The organism is Brenneria sp. L3-3C-1 (assembly GCF_016456245.1).
GTDB lineage: Bacteria > Pseudomonadota > Gammaproteobacteria > Enterobacterales > Enterobacteriaceae > Brenneria.
Window position 1 is genome coordinate 192,848 of record NZ_JAEMHF010000003.1, and the last position, 18,499, is coordinate 211,346.

An 18,499-nucleotide genomic window follows, 5' to 3' on the forward strand; every position below is an offset into this window, starting at 1 on the left:
TTTCAGCGCTCCCCGACCGGATGACGTTGCTGACGCCACATTCCCCAGCCTTCCATTAACGCAATGATGGCGATGTACAAAACCGTCGCCACCCCAAACGCCTGAAAGGTGCGCAACGTTTCGGTTTCCACCTGACGGGAGGCATAAGAAAGTTCGGCAACGCCAATCGCCATTGCCAATGAGGAGTTTTTAATCACATTCATGTACTGCCCCAGCAAGGGCGGCAGGGCGATGTTCAATGCCTGCGGCAACACCACGTAACGCATGGATTGCCACCCTGTTAACCCCAGCGCCAGCGCGGCGTACTTTTGCCCACGCGCCACACCGCCGATACCGGCGCGGATCTCTTCCGCAATAAACGCGCTGGAATAGAGCGTCAGCCCTAACAGCCCGGCCAGAAACTCAAACGAGGGCCACCCCACGCTCACCCCCAGCAGGGTGAAGTCATGCGGCGTGTTAAGCCATTGCATCATGGCCGAGGGGAACAACTGACCGGCGCCGAAGTACCAGAAAAAAAGCTGTATCAGCAAAGGCGTATTGCGGAATAACGAACTGTAAGCCATGACCGGCCAGCGCAATACGCGCAGTTGGCTATCCCTCGCCGCCGCCAGCAGGAACCCCAGCGACGTGGCTAAAATTACCGTACAAAGGGAGATCCACAGCGTGACCAGAAAACCCTGCCAGAGCCAGCCGAGGTATTGGGGAGCCAACAGCCACTCATCAATATAGTGCAGCGCGGTATCCGTCAGTTTCATAATTAGCCGTTTTTATATTTTATCGGGTGTTACAAACAAGAATGCCCTCTGCTTGCAGAGGGCCGAAAATGCCATGGTTAATCACCCGGTTAGCGTATCAGGCTTTTGGCTGCCGATCTAACGGTGCGAAAGTAAAGTCGCCGCGCGGCTGAGCAGATTTTGTCTCTGGCCCGAACCAGCGGTCATAAATCGTTTTTGCTTCGCCCTGTTTTTCCAGATTCGATAAGGTTTCGTTTACTTTCTCCGTCAGACGTTCTTCACCTTTGGGAATGCCCACGCCCTGATACTCTTTGGTTATGCTGAACGGCGAGATTTCAAAATCGGCTTTCTGGGCATCCGGTACGTTCGCCAGCAAACCGACCAGTTTGGCGTCATCCTGGGTGATGGCCTGAACATTCCCGTTGCGCAGCGCGGCAAACGCCAGCGGCGTATCGTCATAGGAGATCACTTTGGCGGTGGGATAGTGCTCACGCAGGGTAATTTCCTGTACCGTGCCTTTATCCGCGCCAATACGCAGCGCTTTAATATCTTCCGGGGTTTTCAGCACGCCTTTGCGGGCAATGAATTTTTGTCCGGTGGCGAAATAAGGAATGCTGAAGTTGACCTGCTTGGCGCGTTCATCGGTGATGGTGAAGTTGGCGGCGATCAGATCCACTTTTTTAGCGCTTAGTAATGGAATACGGTTGGCCGGATTGGTTGCGCGCAGTTCTACTTTCACTCCCAGCGCTTTAGCAATCGCTTCGGCGATATCCACATCGTAACCCACCAGCTTTTTGCTCTGCGGATCGACAAAACCAAACGGCGGATTGCTGTCGAATACCGCGATTTTGACTACGCCCGCTTTTTGAATATCATCCAGCTTATCAGCCTGTGCAGCCCCGGAAACGGCGGCCAAACCGGCCAACAACGTCAATGCCACAATACGATTCTTCATTCTTTGCCCCTGAATGGTTTAATTATTGAATTCAGGCTATCAGCGGGATGAAAAAGCGGGAAATAACATAAATAGCTATAATATAACCTTATGTTACATGGGGTATTTAGCAGATTATACTGATAAATAAATTCGCCGAGATCGATAAGATATCGCGCGTAATGAGGAAAAATAAATGAAAGCCAAATCCCCTCTGGTGACGCCTCCCCCTGAGGAAAAGAAATCTTATGAACTGGATCGCTTCGATACGGCCATTCTGCGACTTTTGCAGGCGGATGCCTCTTTGTCCAACGTGGCGCTGGCGGAAAAAGTCAATCTCAGCCCGCCGGCCTGCCTGAGACGCGTCGAACGCCTCAAACAGATTGGCCTGATTAAAAACGTCGTCGCGCTGCTTAACCCTGAAGCGCTTAACGCCGGGCTGGTGGTATTAATCGGGGTGGTGTTGGATCGCTCGACGCCAGGCTCGTTTGAAGATTTTGAAGCCGCGGTACAGAAAATCAGCGGCTGTATGGAATGCCATGTGGTTACCGGTGAGTTTGATTATATTTTGATGATCCGCACCCGCGACAATCAGAGTTTTAACCGGCTGCATGCCGAACAATTGCTTTTTCTACCCGGCGTGCGCCAGATCCGCTCCTTTATCGGCCTGCGGGAAGTGCTTTCCACCACGCAGTTGACTTTTTAAGGTAGAAATACGCGCACAACGGACCAAACCGCCATTCCCGCGCAGGCGGGAATCTTTTTAATCAATGAGTTATCTATAAAAAAATCCCCGCTTTCGCGAGGATGACGACCGAAAGGCTACTTGACTGTCTAGAACCCACTCGTGGGCACAATACTGTCCGTCAACCGTTACGGAAAATATAGCTATAGGCGCTCAGCGCCGGCGCGCCGCCCAGATGGGCATACAGCACTTTCGAGCCTTTTGGGAACTCCCGGTTGCGGATCATATCGATCATACCCTGCATGGATTTCCCCTCATACACCGGATCGGTCATCACGCCTTCCATTCGGGCGCACAGACGAATGGCTTCCAGCGTGCCCTCGCTCGGCAGACCGTATTCCGGGCCGCCATAGCGGGTATCCAGCACCACATCTTCCTCGGTGATTTCCCGGCCCAGCTCAACCAGATTCGCCGTGTTCTGCGCAATACGCAGGATCTGCGCCCTGGTTTTTTCCGGTTTGGCCGACGCATCAATACCGATGACATTCCGGGCGCGGCCATCGGCGGCAAAGCCGACCACCATACCAGCCTGGGTGCTGCCGGTAACGGAGCACACGACAATATAGTCAAACTTGAAGCCCAGCTCTTTTTCCTGCTGGCGAACTTCTTGTGCAAAACCGACAAATCCCAGGCCGCCATAAGGGTGTTCGGAACAACCGGCAGGAATAGGGAACGGTTTACCGCCATTCTGCGACGCTTCTTCCATGGCGTTTTTCCAGCTTTCGCGGATGCCGATATCAAAACCGGCGGCATCCAGGCGCACATCCGCGCCCATAATGCGGGATAACTCAATATTCCCTACCCGGTCGTACACCGCATCGGCATAATTCACCCAATTTTCCTGCACCAGGATACACTTCATGCCCAGATGAGCGGCCACCGCGGCCACCTGACGCGTCTGATTCGACTGAATGCCGCCGATGGAAACCAGCGTATCGCACCCCTGTTCCAGCGCTTCAGGAATAAGATATTCCAGCTTACGCGTTTTATTGCCGCCAAACGCCAGACCACTATTACAATCTTCACGTTTGGCATATATTTCTACCTCGCCGCCTAAATATTCACTGAGCCTTTTCATTGGCGTAATAGGGGAAGGTCCAAAAGTTAATGGATAACGTGGAAATTTCTCCAGATTCATAATAATGCTCCAGTAAATAATAAGGAGTGGTAGCCGCAGGTTGCCAATATTCCATTGAGAAATACCGTCATCCCATAACCATAATATTACCTATAAACAGATGAATTTAAATTGCTAAATTCTTCAAAATTAATCATTTAAATTTCACAAAAAACAGTTAAAACAGCCTTTACACTAAAAAAATACCCACATCACGAAATAAAATTAATCTGCTATGGCAGCACAATGCCTTCCGGCGGCAAAGGCAGGGTGGTCTTATAGCGCACCTGCTTGAGCGCAAAACTGGATCGAATGTTGGCCACCCCGGGAATGCGCGTCAGATGGTGGAGGATAAAATGCTCTATCTCATTGATATTTTTTACCAATACCCGCAGAAGATAGTCCGCGTCCCCGGTCATCAGATAGCACTCCATGACTTCCGGGCGCTCAGCGATGGCCTGTTCAAAACGTTGCAGAACCTCTTCCACCTGTCGGTCAAGACTGACGTGGATAAACACATTCACGTGCAGCCCAAGCCGTTCCGGCGAAAGTAACGTGACCTGCTGACGGATAAGCCCGAGCTCCTCCAGCGCTTTCACCCGGTTAAAACAAGGCGTGGTGGAAAGATTGACCGCTTTCGCCAACTCCACATGCGTGACTTTCGCATTTTCCTGCAACTTATTGAGGATACGGATATCGGTTTTATCCAGTTTACGCATAAAAGAAAACCTTGCCTGTTAATAACAAATCGGTTGGAAAAATTACCCTGCAAAAACCAACTATCCGGATTAATAAGGGAAAAAATTTCCGTTGGAAAAATAATAAACTGGATTTATCCAGCAACCGGCGAAAAGAAAATATAAAATGATTTCTCCCTCGTTAATAAATAAGAAAATAATCTGGCTGAAAGAAAAATCAGCCGGCGCATTATCGTTGCGTCAGATTGGGGGAGTGATACTGCTTTTGCTGGCGATCGTGATTTGGGGCGCCAACTGGCCGGTCATGAAACTCGGACTGGAACATATTACGCCGCTCTGGTTCTCTGCGCTGCGTTTCGCGCTGGGCGGGCTGTGCCTGTTCTTTATCCAGATTGTCACCGGCACGCTGAAACTGCCTCAACGTCGCGATATCCCCCTGCTGTTCAGCGTCGGCCTGTTGCAGATGCTGACCTTTACCGCGCTGGGCGCCATCGCCATGATGGCGATCCCCGCCGGCCGCTCCGCCATTCTGGCCTATACCACGCCCCTGTGGGTTCTGCCGGGCGCCATTCTGCTCTTCAGACAACGCGTGACCCGTCGGGAACTGCTCGGCACGCTGATGGGCATTGCCGGCGTCGCTATTCTGTTTAACCCGCTGACGCTGGACTGGACGGACAGCGACGCGCTGCGCGCCAATGCCCTGCTGCTGATCGCATCATTCTGCTGGGCCATCTGCATCCTGCATTTGCGCCATCATCGCGGCGCGTCCAGCGCCTATCATCTGGCGCCCTGGCAAATGCTGATTGCCGCCGTGCCGCTGATTGTTATCGCTTGGTATAAAGAAGGGCCTTATACCGGGGATAACTCACCGCGCCTGTGGGAAATCGCCCTGTTTGTCGGGCCGCTCGCCACCGCCTTCTGTTTCTGCGCCGTGAATACGGCCAGCCAGTGGATTTCAAGCACCAGCATGGCATCCTCCATGCTGGGCGTTCCGGTTGTCGGGTTGATTATCTCGATTCTGTTTCTGAATGAGTCTTTAACCCTCGGGCTGATTATTGGCGTCACCGCCATTATTGCCGGCATGCTGGTCGTCACCCTGAACAGACCCTGTCCTTCGCAACGCCGACGCAGGTCATGACTTCCGCACCGCATGAGCGGAGCGATGTCGCCATCAGCCTAAAACGCCGTATTCCTGGCGAAACCGCGCATCCTGTATCGCCAGCTCATCACGTAAAAACTCAACAAAACCTTTCAGCGCCGGCGTCGTCGGCTTACTGACTTCGGTCTGGATCTGTAGGGTTCGCTGGCTCAATGGCTCCATATTGACCGACTTCACCTGTAAACCATCGCGTCGGGCGCTGTACAACACGGAAAAATGGCTGCATATGGCGATAGCATCCGGCGTATTGAGCAAAAAAGCATACAGGGTGGAGAAATGATTACAGGTAAAGACCGGATCGATGAAAACGCCGTTCATGCGGCATGAAAGATCAAACAATTGACGGATGGTCGCCGCCTGATCGGGAAGCGCGACCGGAAAAGCATTCAGATCGGCCATCTGGAAATCCGTTGTTGCCAACGGGTGATCCTCTTTCATCACCGCCATAAACGGCGCGGAAAAAGAGGCGAAAACCTGAACGCCGTGTTCCGGCGCCAGGCTGTACTTTAGCGCCACATCGCATTCGCCGTTGCGAACCAGATCGGGCACCTGCCTGGCGCTGCCCACCGTCAGCACAAAGTTGACCGCCGCATGCTGCTGACGATATTTCGCCAGCAGCGTCGGCAGAAGGTTAAAGCCGAGGCCGTCGGTGCAGACCACCCGGAGGGTGGTCTGACGGGTGGATTTCAGTCCTTCGATTTCGGCAATCGCCAGTTCCATGTCGGTGATGCTGCGCCGTACATGATTTTCCAGAATATGTCCGGCATCATTCAGTATCATCCCCCGGGCATGCCGCTCGAACAAAGGGACGCCCAGACGAGCTTCCAACTGCTGGATCTGTCTGCTGATGGCTGAAACGGCGACAAACAACTGCTTGCTGGCGGCGCTCAGCGAACCGGTATTCGCCACCGCCATAAAATAACGCATTTCGTTGCTATGCATCCGACCTCCCACACTGGGTGTTGAAGCTTATAGCGCTGCCGCCGATTGAGGTTTCGTTATCTGTGAACGCATCCGTAAAATGTCCGCCCCTTGCTCAGCCAGATCCCAGAACAGACCGGTCATGATTTTAAGGGCTTCCAGCGTCATATCCGCCAGAATATGCTCATTCGGCGCGTGTTGCGAACAGGCAGGATAGGAATGCGGCACCCACAGCGTCGGCAACCCCAGCGTTTCCGAGAAGCAGGCATTGGGCAGTCCGCCGCCGAAATTGGGCAATACCGCCGCTTTGGCGCCGGCAGAGCGGGTTATCGACGCCGCCCCCCATTGCACCCACAAATCGTTGGGATCAAGCCGGGTAGCGGCATAATGGCTAACCGCATTAACCACCTCCACGTCTTCAAATCCGTTGGCATCCAGATGATGGCGGACATGCCGGCTAAAGTTCGCCACGTCGCTGCCCAACACATAACGCATATGACAATGTGCTTTGGCATGCGGCGGAATAGCGTGGGCGGGCTTATCCGGATTGCCGGTCACAAATGCCAGCACATCCAGCGTATTCCAGCCGTAAAGTTTTTCCGCCGCCGTCAGGCCCGGTTCTCCCCAGCCGGGATCGATAGCCGGGTCCGTCGCCCCGCCGCCCAGTTCAATGTCGGCGAGAATACGGCGCAGGGTCTCGGATATCGCCGGCGGCCGCAGCCCCGGCACCAGAATCTGGCCGTGGGCGTCCACCATGCTGGAGAGGGCATGCGCCAGGCGAATGCCCGGGTTGCTCAACAGCCCCCCCCAGTTGCCCGAATGGTGCGCGCCTTCGCGCAAATTCAGCCGTAGTTCAAAATTGAACACCCCGCGGGACCCGAGAAACAGGGTCGGACGGGCGGCGGAAATCCTCGGGCCGTCCGAGGCAATAAACAGATCGGCGGCCAGCCAGTCGCGGTATTGTCCGCAGATCGCGTCCAGCCCCGGCGAACCATCCTCTTCCCCCATCTCCAGAATGATTTTCACGTTGTAGCCAAGATGACCGTTGCGCGCGGTCAGCACCTGCTCCAGCGCCGACAGGTTGATGGTGTGCTGCCCTTTGTTATCGGCGGTTCCGCGTCCGTACCAGAGGTTGCCGTCCTTCACCAGCTCCCACGGCGATAATCCCTCACGCCATTGGTCGTCATAGCCCCGCACCACATCGCCATGACCATAGGTCAATAGCGTCAACGCGGCGTCAGGCTCTATGCGCCGGGCCAGCAAAAAAGGCGCTTTGCCGCCGATGGGGTTTTCCACGATCAGACATTCGAAACCCAATGCCCGCAGCGCGGGCAGCATCTCATCCGTCAGGTAGGACATCAGAACCGGCCCGCTGCCGGCATCCTGGCTTTCCGTCCGGTACGCCACCCTGCGCGCCAGGGTGGCCGTGAATTTGCCTGCATCAAAATAATCGACGGTAGCCCGGATAGTCTCTTCACGCGTCATCGTCAGTCTGTCCTCTTTTTATCCGATATTGATGAGTAAACAGCATGGCTCCCGCGGAGCCGTTGCGTGTTTGTCCGTGCGGTCTGCGCTTGGTTCGGGTTAATGCGGTTCGATATCCGGAATGCCCAGTCCCGGCTCCGGCGTCAGCACCGAAGCCAACAGCGATTTGGTATAAGGGTGCTGCGGCGAGTGGAAAATCTGCTCGCGCGTACCCTGTTCGACAATCGAACCTTTCTGCATCACCGCCACGTGATCGACCAGATGCTCCACCACCGACAGGTTGTGGCTGATCAGCAGATAGGTCAGGCCAAATTCCTGCTTGAGCGCCAGCAGCAGATTAAGGATTTGCGCCTGCACCGACACATCCAGCGCGGAGGTCGGCTCATCACAGATTAGAATGTCAGGGCGCATAATCAGCGCCCGGGCGATCGCCACCCGCTGACGCTGGCCGCCGGAAAGCTGACCGGGATACTGACTGTGCGTCCGGGCGGGCATCCCCACCACATCCAGCATTTCGGTGACCCGTTGTTTACGCTCCGCCGGCGTGCCGATACCGTGCAGGCGCAGGGCGACCTCCACGATATCCGCCACCGTGCGGCGCGGATTGAGCGATGAGTAAGGATCCTGAAAAATAGGCTGAATGTGGGCCGACATTTCCTTGCGGTTGCCGGCATCAATTTCACGCCCTTCGATCAGCACGTTGCCGGACGTCGGCGGCAACAGGCCCAGCAGCATTTTCGCCAGCGTGCTTTTTCCGCAGCCGGACTCGCCCACCAGCCCCAGCGTTTCTCCCCGCCGGATGCGTAGCGAAACATCGTTCACCGCCCGGATTTCGCCCGCGCGGGTAAACAGCCCGCGATTGAGGCGGAAAACCCGCGATAGCGAACACAGCTCCAGCGCAATATCATCATTGCCCGGAATATGCGTCGGCAACGCCGAAGACGCGACATGAGGGTTCAGGCTATCACTCATGCGACCTCCGCGTTCCGTATCGGTAAGGCCCGAATGCAGCGCACCGCATGTTGGTCCGTTACCTTGACATAAGGCGTGTCCTGATCACAGGCCGCCGCACAGTGGCAACAACGATTGCTGAACGCACAGCCCCGCTGGGCGCCAATCAGACTGGGCACCACGCCGGGAATGGCGTTCAGCGGCTGACCGGGAATGGTTTTCCCCTGAATCGGAATACACTCGAGCAAGGCCCGGGTATACGGGTGACACGGATGGTTAAACAACGTCATCACCGGCGCGGTTTCCACGATCTGTCCGGCATACATCACCGCCACCCGATCGGCGATACGCGCCACCACCCCCAAATCATGGGTGATGAAAATCACCGCCATGCCAAACTCCTGCTGCAACTCGCGCAGCATGCGCAGGATCTGCGCCTGAATGGTGACATCCAGCGCGGTTGTCGGTTCGTCGGCGATAATCAGTTCCGGTTCGCACATCAGCGCCATGGCGATCATGATGCGCTGCCGCAGACCGCCGGAAAGCTGATGGGGATACTGATTCAGGCGATCGGCGGCCATGGGAATGCCTACCCGCTCCATCAGATAAACCGCCCGATCCCGGGCCTGTGACTGCGAAACCTTGCGGTGCGCCTGAAGCGTTTCGCACAGTTGATTACCCAGCGTGAACGAGGGATTGAGCGAGGTCATCGGTTCCTGAAAGATCATCGACATTTGATCGCCGCGCAGCGCGGTGATCTCGCGTTTTTTCAGCGATTGCAATTCGATGCCCTTAAAACGAATATGATCCGCCGTGCGCACCGCTTTACGCGGCAGCAAATCCATCAGCGCCAGCGACGTCATGGACTTGCCGCAGCCGGACTCGCCGACCAGACACAGCATTTCCCCGCGTCGTACCGAAAAATCCAGCCCGCGAACCGCATGCAGCGTACCCCGGGACGTGGGCAGGTCGACGCGCAGGTTTTTTACATCCAGCAAAATGTCGTTATTCATGGCGTGTTCCTCAGTTACGTCCGTCCAGCGCGGTAATATCACGCAGGCCGTCTCCCACCAGATTGATCCCCAGCACGAGGATAGCCAGCACAATACCGGGGATCAGGATGACCCACGGTTGAAAGAACATGTACGCCTTGCCTTCCGCCACCATTAGCCCCCATGACGGCATCGGCGGCTGTACGCCCAGCCCGAGGAAAGAGAGCGTGGCCTCCAGCAAAATGGCATGGGCGATTTCCAGCGTGGCGACCACCGTCAGCGGGCCAAGCAGGTTAGGCAGGATCTCCCGCAGCATGATGAACAGTGAAGATGCGCCCAGCGTCTTGGCGGCGGCGATAAACTCCGCCTCACGCAACTGCCGGGTAACCGAACGGGAAACAATCAGGAAGCGATCCCACAGCAGTAATCCCAACAGCAGGATCACCACTTTTACCGAGCCGCCCACCAGCGAAGCCGTCGCCAGCGCCACCAGAATGATCGGCATGGACAACCGCACCGTCAGGATATAGCTGACCAGCGCATCCACCCGGCCGCCGAAATAGCCGGCCAGCACCCCCAGCGTAATGCCGATAAATCCGGCCACCAGCACGGAAACCACACCGATGGTTAACGACACCCTGGCCCCGAACAGCAGGCGGCTCAGATAGTCACGCCCCAGCTTGTCGGTGCCGAGAATATGTTCCCAACTGCCTTTTTCATGCCATACCGGCGGAATCAGACGCCGGCTTACATCCTGCGCGTAGGGATCGTGCGGGCTGATTAACGGCGCCAGGACGGCCGCCAGGACAATAACCGCCAGAATCGTCAGACCGATCATCATGCTGTGATGCCCGAGGATGCTGCCAAGCCATTTCCGCCAGGGCGCCGGTTCCGGAATCAGCCCCGGTTCAGGCATCGACGCCTTGGCGACCAGCGTGGAAGAGAGTGATGAAGACGTTTTCATGGAGGCTCCCTATGAAGTACGCAGACGCGGATCGAGCGCCGCATTAAGCACATCGGCCAGAAACGTCAGCCCGATATAAAACACGGAGATAATCAGTACGATGGCCTGCACAACCGGAAAATCGTTGCGGGAAATGGAGTCCCATGCCAATTGCCCCAATCCCTGTAGGGCGAACACCGACTCAATGACCACCGAACCGCCCAACATAAAGCCCAGTTCGACCGTCGCCAGCGCCACCACGGGAATGATGGCGTTACGCAGCCCGTGCTTGACGATGACCCGGAAAGAACTCAACCCCTTTGCCCGTGCGGTACGGATATAGTCCGACCCCAGCACGTCCAACATGCCGGAGCGCGTCAGACGCATCAGCGACGGCATGGCGTAATAGCCCAGGGCGATGGCCGGCAACACAAAGTTCTGCCAACTGCCGTTCCCGGCCACCGGCAACCATTTCAGGCCCACGGCGAAGATGACAATCAGCAGCAGGGCAAACCAGAAATTCGGCATCGCCTGACCGATAACGGAAATGAAAATGGAACATCTGTCGATCCAGGTATCGCGAAACACGGCGGCCAGCACGCCGAGGGGGATCGCCACCACCAGCGCCAGCAGCAGGGAAACCGCTCCCAGCTTCAGGGTAATGGGCATCCTCTGGCCGACCAGCTCCATCACGGTGTTCTCAAAATAAAACGAGCGCCCGAAATCAAGATGCAAAGCCGACCACATCCAGTGAGCAAACTGCGTAATCAACGGCTGATCCAGGCCATATTGCACCCGGATACGCTCAACCACCTCGGCCGTGGCTTCCGGGCCGGCAATCGCCGCCGCCAGATCGCCGGAAAGATGCAGGAGAGAGAAACTGACGACCGCCACGGTAAACAGCACCGCCAGCGCGACGAGCAGCCGATGTAAAATATAGATAATCATAAGCTGTTCCCCATTCTCACCGGATATTGTCGGGAATCGATACCGCTACCGATCCCCGACAGCCGGTTACTTCCAACTCGCCAGCGCGAAGCGCGGCAGTTCATCCGGCCAACTGTCAAAGTTCAGATCGGAGGTAAAGGCATAATTGGTTGAATAGGAAAACAGCGGCGCCAGATACGCTTGGGAAGAAATACGCCCCAGCACATCCGCATACATGGCGCTGCGCTGCTTGGTATCGATGGTTTCATCCGCCTGGTTCAACATGCTGGTGACTTCCGCGTCTTTCCAGATATCGTCTCCCTTGCCGCCGAAATAAGGCGTAACAAAAGCGGACGCATCGTTGATGGAATAAGAGCCCCAGGTGCGTACCGCCATCGGCGCTTTACCGGAGATCAGATCGGCCGCCAGAACCGAATGCTGCACATAATGCAGCCGGGCATTGATGCCGACTTTGCGCAGATCGCCAATGATGGCTTCAGCGTAGTCCCGTTCGCGATAGGCCCAGATATCGGTATCAAAACCGTTGGGGTAACCGGCCTCCGCCAGTAGCTGTTTGGCTTTTTCCGGGTTGTACTCGTACTTGATCACTTTGCTGGTGTTACAGGCGGCCTGGGCGGAGAAACAGGCGGAATAGACCGGCTGACTGCCGCCGCGCACCAGATTATCGACCATTCCCTGACGGTTAATGGCGTGGTTTACCGCCTGACGGACGCGCAGGTCTTTGAACGGTTCGCCGCCCGGCCCGCTGGCATGGGTGTTCAGCGCCAGGAAACCGATACGCATGGTTTCGCCGCTTTTCACTGAAAGATTCGGCATGGTTTCCAGCGAGGTCATCTGATCGGCCGGCACCCGCCAGATCCAGTCAACCTGACCGGTCATCAACTGCGCCAGCCGGGTTTCCGGATCGCGGATCACCACAAATTGCAGTTTGCCGATTTTAGGTTGTCCGACCGGGCTTTCCTTGAAGTAATCGGGATTTTTCTCCATCGTGACCCCCTGCGCCGGCGTCACGCCGGTGACCTTATAAGGGCCGGTGCCAATCGGGGCTTTACTGAAGCCGGCCAGCTTAACCTGCTGGTAGTATTTGGCGGGATAGATCGGCGTCGGGCCGGACAAATATTCCAGCGCCGCCGGGAAAGGTTTTTCCAGATGCAGTTTTACCGTGTAGTCATCGACTTTTTCGGTTTCCTTAATCCAGTTAACGCTCTGCGGCATAACTGAATCGGTATTATCGCCGGCGATATTATTGAAGGTGTAAACCACATCATCAGCGGTAAAATCATCGCCGTTATGAAATTTAATGCCTTTGCGCAAATGCAGAACCAATATTTCCGGCGAATCCCATTCCCACGCGGCGGCCAACTGCGGTTCATATTCACCGGTTTTTGGATCGCGATAGACCAGTCTGTCCCACACCAGATTGGAGATAATCACGCCTTCGCGCAGGGTATTATGATAAGGGCTGATATTCTCTACCTCGTTATCCGAGGCATACACCAAAGTATCGTTCTGCTTTCCCGCATAACTATATGAGGCGCATCCAATCAATAATGCGGATAAAGCATAGTGTTGTATCCGTCTTGCCAGGGAACGAGTCATGCCATTTCTCCATGCCGTTAATGAATAAACCATGAATACTCACGGTGTAATCATTGCAAGACTGAAGCCAATAGCAGATTTATAACCTTACAGATTTTAGGTAAGAGGTTTCTAAAAATACGAAACCGTAGGCGTGGCGTGCACTATTTTTGAATACTGCGGCGGAGAAACGACACGCTATTTTTAGCATAAGCGTTTCATCTGGATGATTAGCGCGCTAATAGTGCGGAGATGTTCTTTTTTTGCACTATTTAAAAGCACGACGCCCTGCAAGCAGGGCGTCAGACCATTGACAAAACCCGTAATTAGGGAGAGCGTGGCGAGGGGCCGGAGCGCCCCTCGGTACGGTAGGCCCGGGTATCTCGGGCTTACCGACGACTTTATCGGCAAGCGGAGATAGGGACTGATAGGTTTGTCAGCGGTCTGAACCGGAAAGAAAGGCTATTCCTCTTTCTTGCTCTCTTTCTCGACCAGCAGTTTTTCCAACGCATCGCCGCCAATATGGCGAAAATCCTGCCCCTTGACGAAATAGAAGATAAATTCGCAGATATTCTGGCAACGGTCGCCAATACGCTCAATTGAACGTGCGCAGAACAACGCCGTCAGCACGCTGGGGATGGTGCGGGAGTCCTCCATCATGTGCGTCATCAGCTGACGGACGATGCCTTCATACTCTTTATCCACCTTTTTATCTTCACGATAGATACGCACCGCCTCATCCAGATCCATGCGGGCAAACGCATCCAGCACGTCATGCAGCATCTGCACCGTGTGTCGTCCTAACGATTCCAGGCTGACCAGCAGCGGTTGATGCTGATGGGAGAATTTTTCCAGCGCGGTGCGGCAGATCTTATCCGCCACGTCGCCAATGCGTTCCAGTTCGGAAATGGTTTTGATGATCGCCATCACCAACCGCAGGTCGCTGGCGGTTGGCTGACGTTTAGCGATAATGCGCACGCAGGCTTCATCGATGGTCACTTCCATCATGTTGACCTTGGCGTCTCCCTCAACCACTCTCTGCGCCAGTTCGGCATCCTGATTGTGCATCGCGGTGATGGCGTCGGTCAGTTGTTGCTCAACCAGCCCGCCCATGGTCAACACCTGGGTACGAATATGTTCCAGTTCGGCGTTGAACTGCCCGGAAATGTGTTTGTTCAGATTCAAATTGTCCATGATGCTTCCCGTAATCAACCGTAGCGGCCGGTGATGTAATCTTCGGTCTGTTTCTGCCGTGGCGCAGTAAACAGGGTATCGGTATCGCTGAATTCGATGAGCTCGCCCAGATACATAAACGCCGTATGGTCTGAACAACGTGCAGCCTGCTGCATATTGTGGGTGACGATCACCACGGTGTAGTCTTTCTTCAACTCGGAAATCAGCTCTTCGATTCTGCCGGTGGAAATCGGGTCAAGGGCGGAACAAGGCTCATCCAGCAACAGCACTTCCGGACGGATCGCGATGCCCCGCGCGATGCACAGGCGCTGCTGCTGACCGCCGGACAGGCTGTATCCGCTCTGATGCAGCTTATCTTTGGTTTCATGCCACAGCGCCGCTTTGGTCAGCGCCCACTCCACCCGTTCATCCATATCCACCCGCGATAGCTTCTCAAACAGCCGCACGCCGAAGGCGATGTTGTCGTAAATGGACATCGGAAACGGCGTCGGCTTCTGGAAAACCATCCCCACCTTGGCCCTCAGCAGTGAGATATCCTGCTTATCGGTCAGGATATTATCGCCATCCAGCAAAATATCGCCCTCGGCATGCTGCTCGGGATAGAGCTGATACATTTTATTCAGGGTGCGCAGTAACGTGGATTTGCCACAGCCCGACGGGCCGATAAAAGCCGTAACCTGATTGGCGGCAATGTCCAGCGTGATATCTTTTAACGCATGGAATTTGCCGTAATAGAAATTCAGATTACGTACCTGGATTTTACTGGTGGATGTCTTTGTCGCCATACTCATCAAGACTCTCTTTTATACCGGCGCTGCCAGGCAACGCCTTAAATTTATTAATATTTCTTGCCGGAAAAAATAACGCGCGCCAGAATATTCAGCAGCAGAACACACAGGGTAATCAGCAATACCCCCGCCCAGGCCAGCTGCTGCCACTCCACAAACGGACTCATGGCAAACTTGAAGATGGTGACCGGCAGGTTGGCGATCGGATGCATCAGATCCGTACTCCAGAACTGATTGGACAGCGAGGTAAACAGCAGCGGCGCGGTTTCCCCGGCAATGCGCGCGATCGCCAGTAAAATCCCGGTCATAATGCCGGATACCGACGCTTTCAGCGTGATGGCGGAAATCATCTTCCACTTCGGCGTACCCAGCGCATACGCCGCTTCACGCAGGCTATCCGGCACCAGCTTGAGCATATTTTCCGTGGTGCGGATAACGATGGGCACCTGCAACAGCGCCAGCGCAATCACCCCGGCCCAACCGGAGAAGTGCTGCATTTTCGCCACCACCAGCGTATAGACAAACAGCCCGACCACAATCGAAGGCGCCGACAACAGGATGTCGTTAATGAAGCGGATAACTTCGGCGATCCATGACTTGCGGCCATATTCCGCCAGATAGATACCGGCCATGATGCCGAGCGGCGTACCTAAGATGGTCGCCCACAGGATCAATAAACCGCTGCCGGCGATGGCGTTCGCCAATCCCCCGCCCTCGGTGTTCGGCGGCGGCGTCATTTCGGTAAACAGCGCCAGCGACATGCCGTCAACCCCTTTGGTGATGGTCGAAAACAGGATCCACACCAGCCAGAAAAGGCCAAAAGCCATGGTGACCATCGACAAACACAGCGCAATACGGTTTTTCTGACGTCGCCAGATCTGCATATTACGTCGGGAACGCGCCAGCGCCGCGTCCTGATCTCTGCCTAACGCCGCCATCAGCGCGCCCCCTCATTCTTGGTCAGTCGCATAATCATTAATTTCGAACACGCCAGCACAATAAAGGTAATCATAAACAGGATCAGACCCAGTTCCATCAGCGCGGCGGTATGCAGACCGGATTCCGCTTCGGCAAACTCATTCGCCAGCGCCGAGGTAATACTGTTACCGGGCATATACAGCGATATGCTGTCCAATTGATAGGTATTGCCGATAATAAAGGTCACCGCCATGGTTTCGCCCAGCGCGCGCCCCAGCCCCAGCATAATGCCGCCAATCACCCCGTTCTTGGTATAAGGCAGAACGATATGCCAGATCACTTCCCAGGTGGTGCAGCCGATGCCGTAGGCCGACTCCTTCATCATCACCGGCGTTTGTTCAAACACATCGCGCATCACCGCCGCAATATAAGGAATGATCATGATGGCCAGAATCACCCCGGCGGCAAGAATGCCGATGCCAAAGGCCGGGCCGGAGAACAGCGAACCGACGATCGGAATACCGGACAGCACGTTACCTAGCGGCTCCTGAAAATATTTGGCAAACAGCGGGGCGAAAACAAACAGCCCCCACATGCCATAGACAATACTGGGGATCGCGGCCAGCAGTTCAATCGCCACGCCCAAAGGACGCCGAAGCCAGCCCGGCGCCAGTTCGGTCAAAAACAGCGCGATGCCGAAACTGATCGGTATCGCAATAACCAGCGCAATCAGCGAGGTGACGATGGTGCCGTAGATCGGCACCAGCGCGCCAAATTGTTCGGCCGGCGCATCCCAGTCCTTGGTCCACAGAAAAGCAAAACCAAACTTTTCGATGCTGGGCCAGGAGGCCACAATCAGGGAAACAATGATGCCGCCCAACAACAACAGCGTCACCAGCGCGGCCAGTTTCACCAGCGCGCCAAAAATAATATCGCCATGTTTCCCAGGGGCTTTGATAGTTGGCTTGTACTCCGCCATGCGTCTCTCTTCTTAATTTAACCGCGTTTGATAACGAAAATAACGCAGAGCGAAAGGTGTTCATCACCTCTCGCCCCATTGTACCTTGCGGCAACTCAGCTTACGGCCTTACTGCCAAACACAAGGAAAGCAGTACAATTTTAGTACAATCAGGCTTAATGCCATTATTTTTAACACTAATCATTTTTAATACTAATTATTTTTAATACAACGCATTACCGCTGCCGTCTTTTATATCGGTCTTCCAGGCGGCGCGTACCTGCTCCACCACTTCATTGGGCAGAATGGCGTAATCCAGCGCCGTTGCCTGCTCGCCGCCTTTGGTATAAGCCCAGTCAAAGAACTTCAGCACTTCCGTACCCTGTGCGGCGTTCGGCTGTACTTTTTGGATCAGGATGAAGGTCGTCGAGGTAATCGGCCAGGCATCCTCACCTTTCTGGTTGGTCAGATCCTGCGCGAAAGATTGGCTCCAGTCTGCGCCTTTGGCCGCATTACTGAAGCTTTCCTCTGTCGGGCTGACCACTTTTCCGTCAGCGGAAACCAATTTGGTGTAGGCCAGGTTATTCTGCTTGGCGTAAGCGTATTCAACATAGCCGATGGAACCCGGCAGACGCTGAACGAACGCGGCAATGCCATCGTTACCTTTTCCGCCCAGCCCGGTCGGCCAGTTAACCGTGGAGCCCGCGCCGATTTTTTCCTTCCACTCCGGGTTCACTTTCGCCAGATAGCTGGTGAACACGAAAGAAGTACCCGCTCCGTCCGCACGACGCACCACCGCAATATTCTGATCCGGCAGTTTGGCGTTCGGGTTCAGCGTGACGATGGCGGGATCGTTCCATTTTTTGATTTTGCCCAGATAGATATCACCCAGCGTCTTACCGTCCAGCGTCAGATCGCCGGATTTGATGCCCGGAATGTTAACCGCCAGCACCACGCCGCCGATCACCGTCGGGAACTGGATCAGACCGTCCTGCGCCAGCTTATCATCGGACAGCGGCGCATCCGTCGCCCCGAAATCCACGGTCTTGGCGATAATCTGCTTTACCCCGCCAGACGATCCAATACCTTGATAGTTAACTTTATTACCGGTTTCTTTATGATAGGAGTCAGCCCATTTGGCGTAGACCGGCGCGGGAAATGTCGCGCCCGCGCCGGTGAGGTTGGCGGCGGCCAAAGCGGAAAGCGATGTCAGTGAAAACGTGACCGCAGCGATATGGGTAATCGTGGTACGCATAAGTTTCATAATCCCTCCTGTGGGAGACTAAAAGTAGTGCCGACCCGGAGCCGTGATTAATCAGAGTGTAGTGTGCAGGAGGAAAAATAGAGCAGTTGAGTGACAGTAAAATGTACGAAATATGACAGTTTTATGACATACGGCAAAAATGCCGTTTCCGCTTCTTCCCGCATCGTGCCCC

General features: G+C 55.1%; 18 protein-coding genes. 2 read left to right on the plus strand and 16 right to left on the minus strand.

Going from position 1 to position 18,499, the window contains the following annotated elements; genetic code table 11:
- Positions 1 to 2: 2 nt before the first annotated feature.
- Both JG725_RS10195 and JG725_RS10200 read right to left on the minus strand, forming a co-directional pair.
- Positions 3 to 755, minus strand: coding sequence for an amino acid ABC transporter permease (locus JG725_RS10195; RefSeq protein WP_172290593.1), 753 nt, complete (start codon positions 753 to 755; stop codon positions 3 to 5).
- 97 nt (positions 756 to 852) lie between these two features.
- Positions 853 to 1,689 (minus strand): ABC transporter substrate-binding protein, encoded by an 837-nt coding sequence (locus JG725_RS10200; protein WP_199377871.1) that lies wholly within the window; start codon positions 1,687 to 1,689, stop codon positions 853 to 855.
- A gap of 175 nt (positions 1,690 to 1,864) precedes the next feature.
- Here JG725_RS10200 and JG725_RS10205 point away from each other — a divergent pair, with 175 nt between their 5' ends.
- Entirely contained in the window at positions 1,865 to 2,374 is a 510-nt protein-coding gene (locus JG725_RS10205; protein WP_172290595.1) for an Lrp/AsnC family transcriptional regulator, read from the plus strand.
- A gap of 160 nt (positions 2,375 to 2,534) precedes the next feature.
- On the opposite strand, the gene JG725_RS10210 is transcribed toward JG725_RS10205, so the two are convergent.
- Both JG725_RS10210 and JG725_RS10215 read right to left on the minus strand, forming a co-directional pair.
- Positions 2,535 to 3,551, minus strand: coding sequence for a 1-aminocyclopropane-1-carboxylate deaminase (locus JG725_RS10210; protein WP_172290596.1), 1,017 nt, complete (start codon positions 3,549 to 3,551; stop codon positions 2,535 to 2,537).
- A gap of 212 nt (positions 3,552 to 3,763) precedes the next feature.
- Positions 3,764 to 4,249: an Lrp/AsnC family transcriptional regulator gene (locus JG725_RS10215; protein WP_172290597.1), complete on the minus strand. Its 486-nt coding sequence runs from the start codon at positions 4,247 to 4,249 to the stop codon at positions 3,764 to 3,766.
- 145 nt (positions 4,250 to 4,394) lie between these two features.
- On the opposite strand from JG725_RS10215, the gene JG725_RS10220 reads away from it, so the two are divergent.
- Positions 4,395 to 5,366: a DMT family transporter gene (locus JG725_RS10220; protein ID WP_199377873.1), complete on the plus strand. Its 972-nt coding sequence runs from the start codon at positions 4,395 to 4,397 to the stop codon at positions 5,364 to 5,366.
- Positions 5,367 to 5,399: 33 nt separating this feature from the next.
- Here the strand turns inward: JG725_RS10220 and JG725_RS10225 are convergent, their stop codons facing one another.
- The 12 genes from JG725_RS10225 to pstS form a co-directional block, all read right to left on the minus strand.
- Positions 5,400 to 6,329: a LysR family transcriptional regulator gene (locus JG725_RS10225; RefSeq protein ID WP_172290599.1), complete on the minus strand. Its 930-nt coding sequence runs from the start codon at positions 6,327 to 6,329 to the stop codon at positions 5,400 to 5,402.
- A gap of 27 nt (positions 6,330 to 6,356) precedes the next feature.
- Positions 6,357 to 7,793: a M20 family metallopeptidase gene (locus JG725_RS10230; protein ID WP_172290600.1), complete on the minus strand. Its 1,437-nt coding sequence runs from the start codon at positions 7,791 to 7,793 to the stop codon at positions 6,357 to 6,359.
- Positions 7,794 to 7,892: 99 nt separating this feature from the next.
- Entirely contained in the window at positions 7,893 to 8,765 is an 873-nt protein-coding gene (locus JG725_RS10235; protein ID WP_172290601.1) for an ATP-binding cassette domain-containing protein, read from the minus strand.
- Complete coding sequence (locus tag JG725_RS10240) at positions 8,762 to 9,757, minus strand: ABC transporter ATP-binding protein (RefSeq protein WP_172290602.1); 996 nt, start codon at positions 9,755 to 9,757, stop codon at positions 8,762 to 8,764. Before JG725_RS10240 ends, JG725_RS10235 begins: the two co-directional genes overlap by 4 nt.
- Positions 9,758 to 9,767: 10 nt before the next feature.
- Entirely contained in the window at positions 9,768 to 10,700 is a 933-nt protein-coding gene (locus JG725_RS10245) for an ABC transporter permease (protein ID WP_172290603.1), read from the minus strand.
- 9 nt (positions 10,701 to 10,709) lie between these two features.
- Complete coding sequence (locus tag JG725_RS10250; protein ID WP_172290604.1) at positions 10,710 to 11,627, minus strand: ABC transporter permease; 918 nt, start codon at positions 11,625 to 11,627, stop codon at positions 10,710 to 10,712.
- Between the two features lie 66 nt (positions 11,628 to 11,693).
- The gene (locus JG725_RS10255; RefSeq protein ID WP_172290605.1) at positions 11,694 to 13,226 is read right to left on the minus strand and encodes an ABC transporter substrate-binding protein; all 1,533 of its coding nucleotides are present in this window, start codon (positions 13,224 to 13,226) and stop codon (positions 11,694 to 11,696) included.
- Positions 13,227 to 13,667: 441 nt separating this feature from the next.
- On the minus strand, positions 13,668 to 14,399 hold the full coding sequence (gene phoU, locus JG725_RS10260) for a phosphate signaling complex protein PhoU (protein WP_172290606.1): 732 nt from the start codon (positions 14,397 to 14,399) through the stop codon (positions 13,668 to 13,670).
- 14 nt (positions 14,400 to 14,413) lie between these two features.
- Positions 14,414 to 15,190, minus strand: coding sequence for a phosphate ABC transporter ATP-binding protein PstB (pstB, locus tag JG725_RS10265; protein WP_172290607.1), 777 nt, complete (start codon positions 15,188 to 15,190; stop codon positions 14,414 to 14,416).
- A 47-nt stretch (positions 15,191 to 15,237) separates the two neighbouring features.
- Positions 15,238 to 16,125, minus strand: a complete 888-nt coding sequence (pstA, locus tag JG725_RS10270; protein WP_172290608.1) for a phosphate ABC transporter permease PstA — start codon at positions 16,123 to 16,125, stop codon at positions 15,238 to 15,240.
- Positions 16,125 to 17,084 carry a phosphate ABC transporter permease PstC gene (pstC, locus tag JG725_RS10275; protein WP_172290609.1) on the minus strand — a complete coding sequence of 320 codons (960 nt, stop codon included), beginning with the start codon at positions 17,082 to 17,084 and terminating at the stop codon, positions 16,125 to 16,127. The genes pstA and pstC overlap by 1 nt, the downstream gene beginning before the upstream one ends.
- A gap of 202 nt (positions 17,085 to 17,286) precedes the next feature.
- The gene (gene pstS / locus JG725_RS10280) at positions 17,287 to 18,327 is read right to left on the minus strand and encodes a phosphate ABC transporter substrate-binding protein PstS (protein ID WP_172290610.1); all 1,041 of its coding nucleotides are present in this window, start codon (positions 18,325 to 18,327) and stop codon (positions 17,287 to 17,289) included.
- Positions 18,328 to 18,499 lie beyond the last annotated feature (172 nt).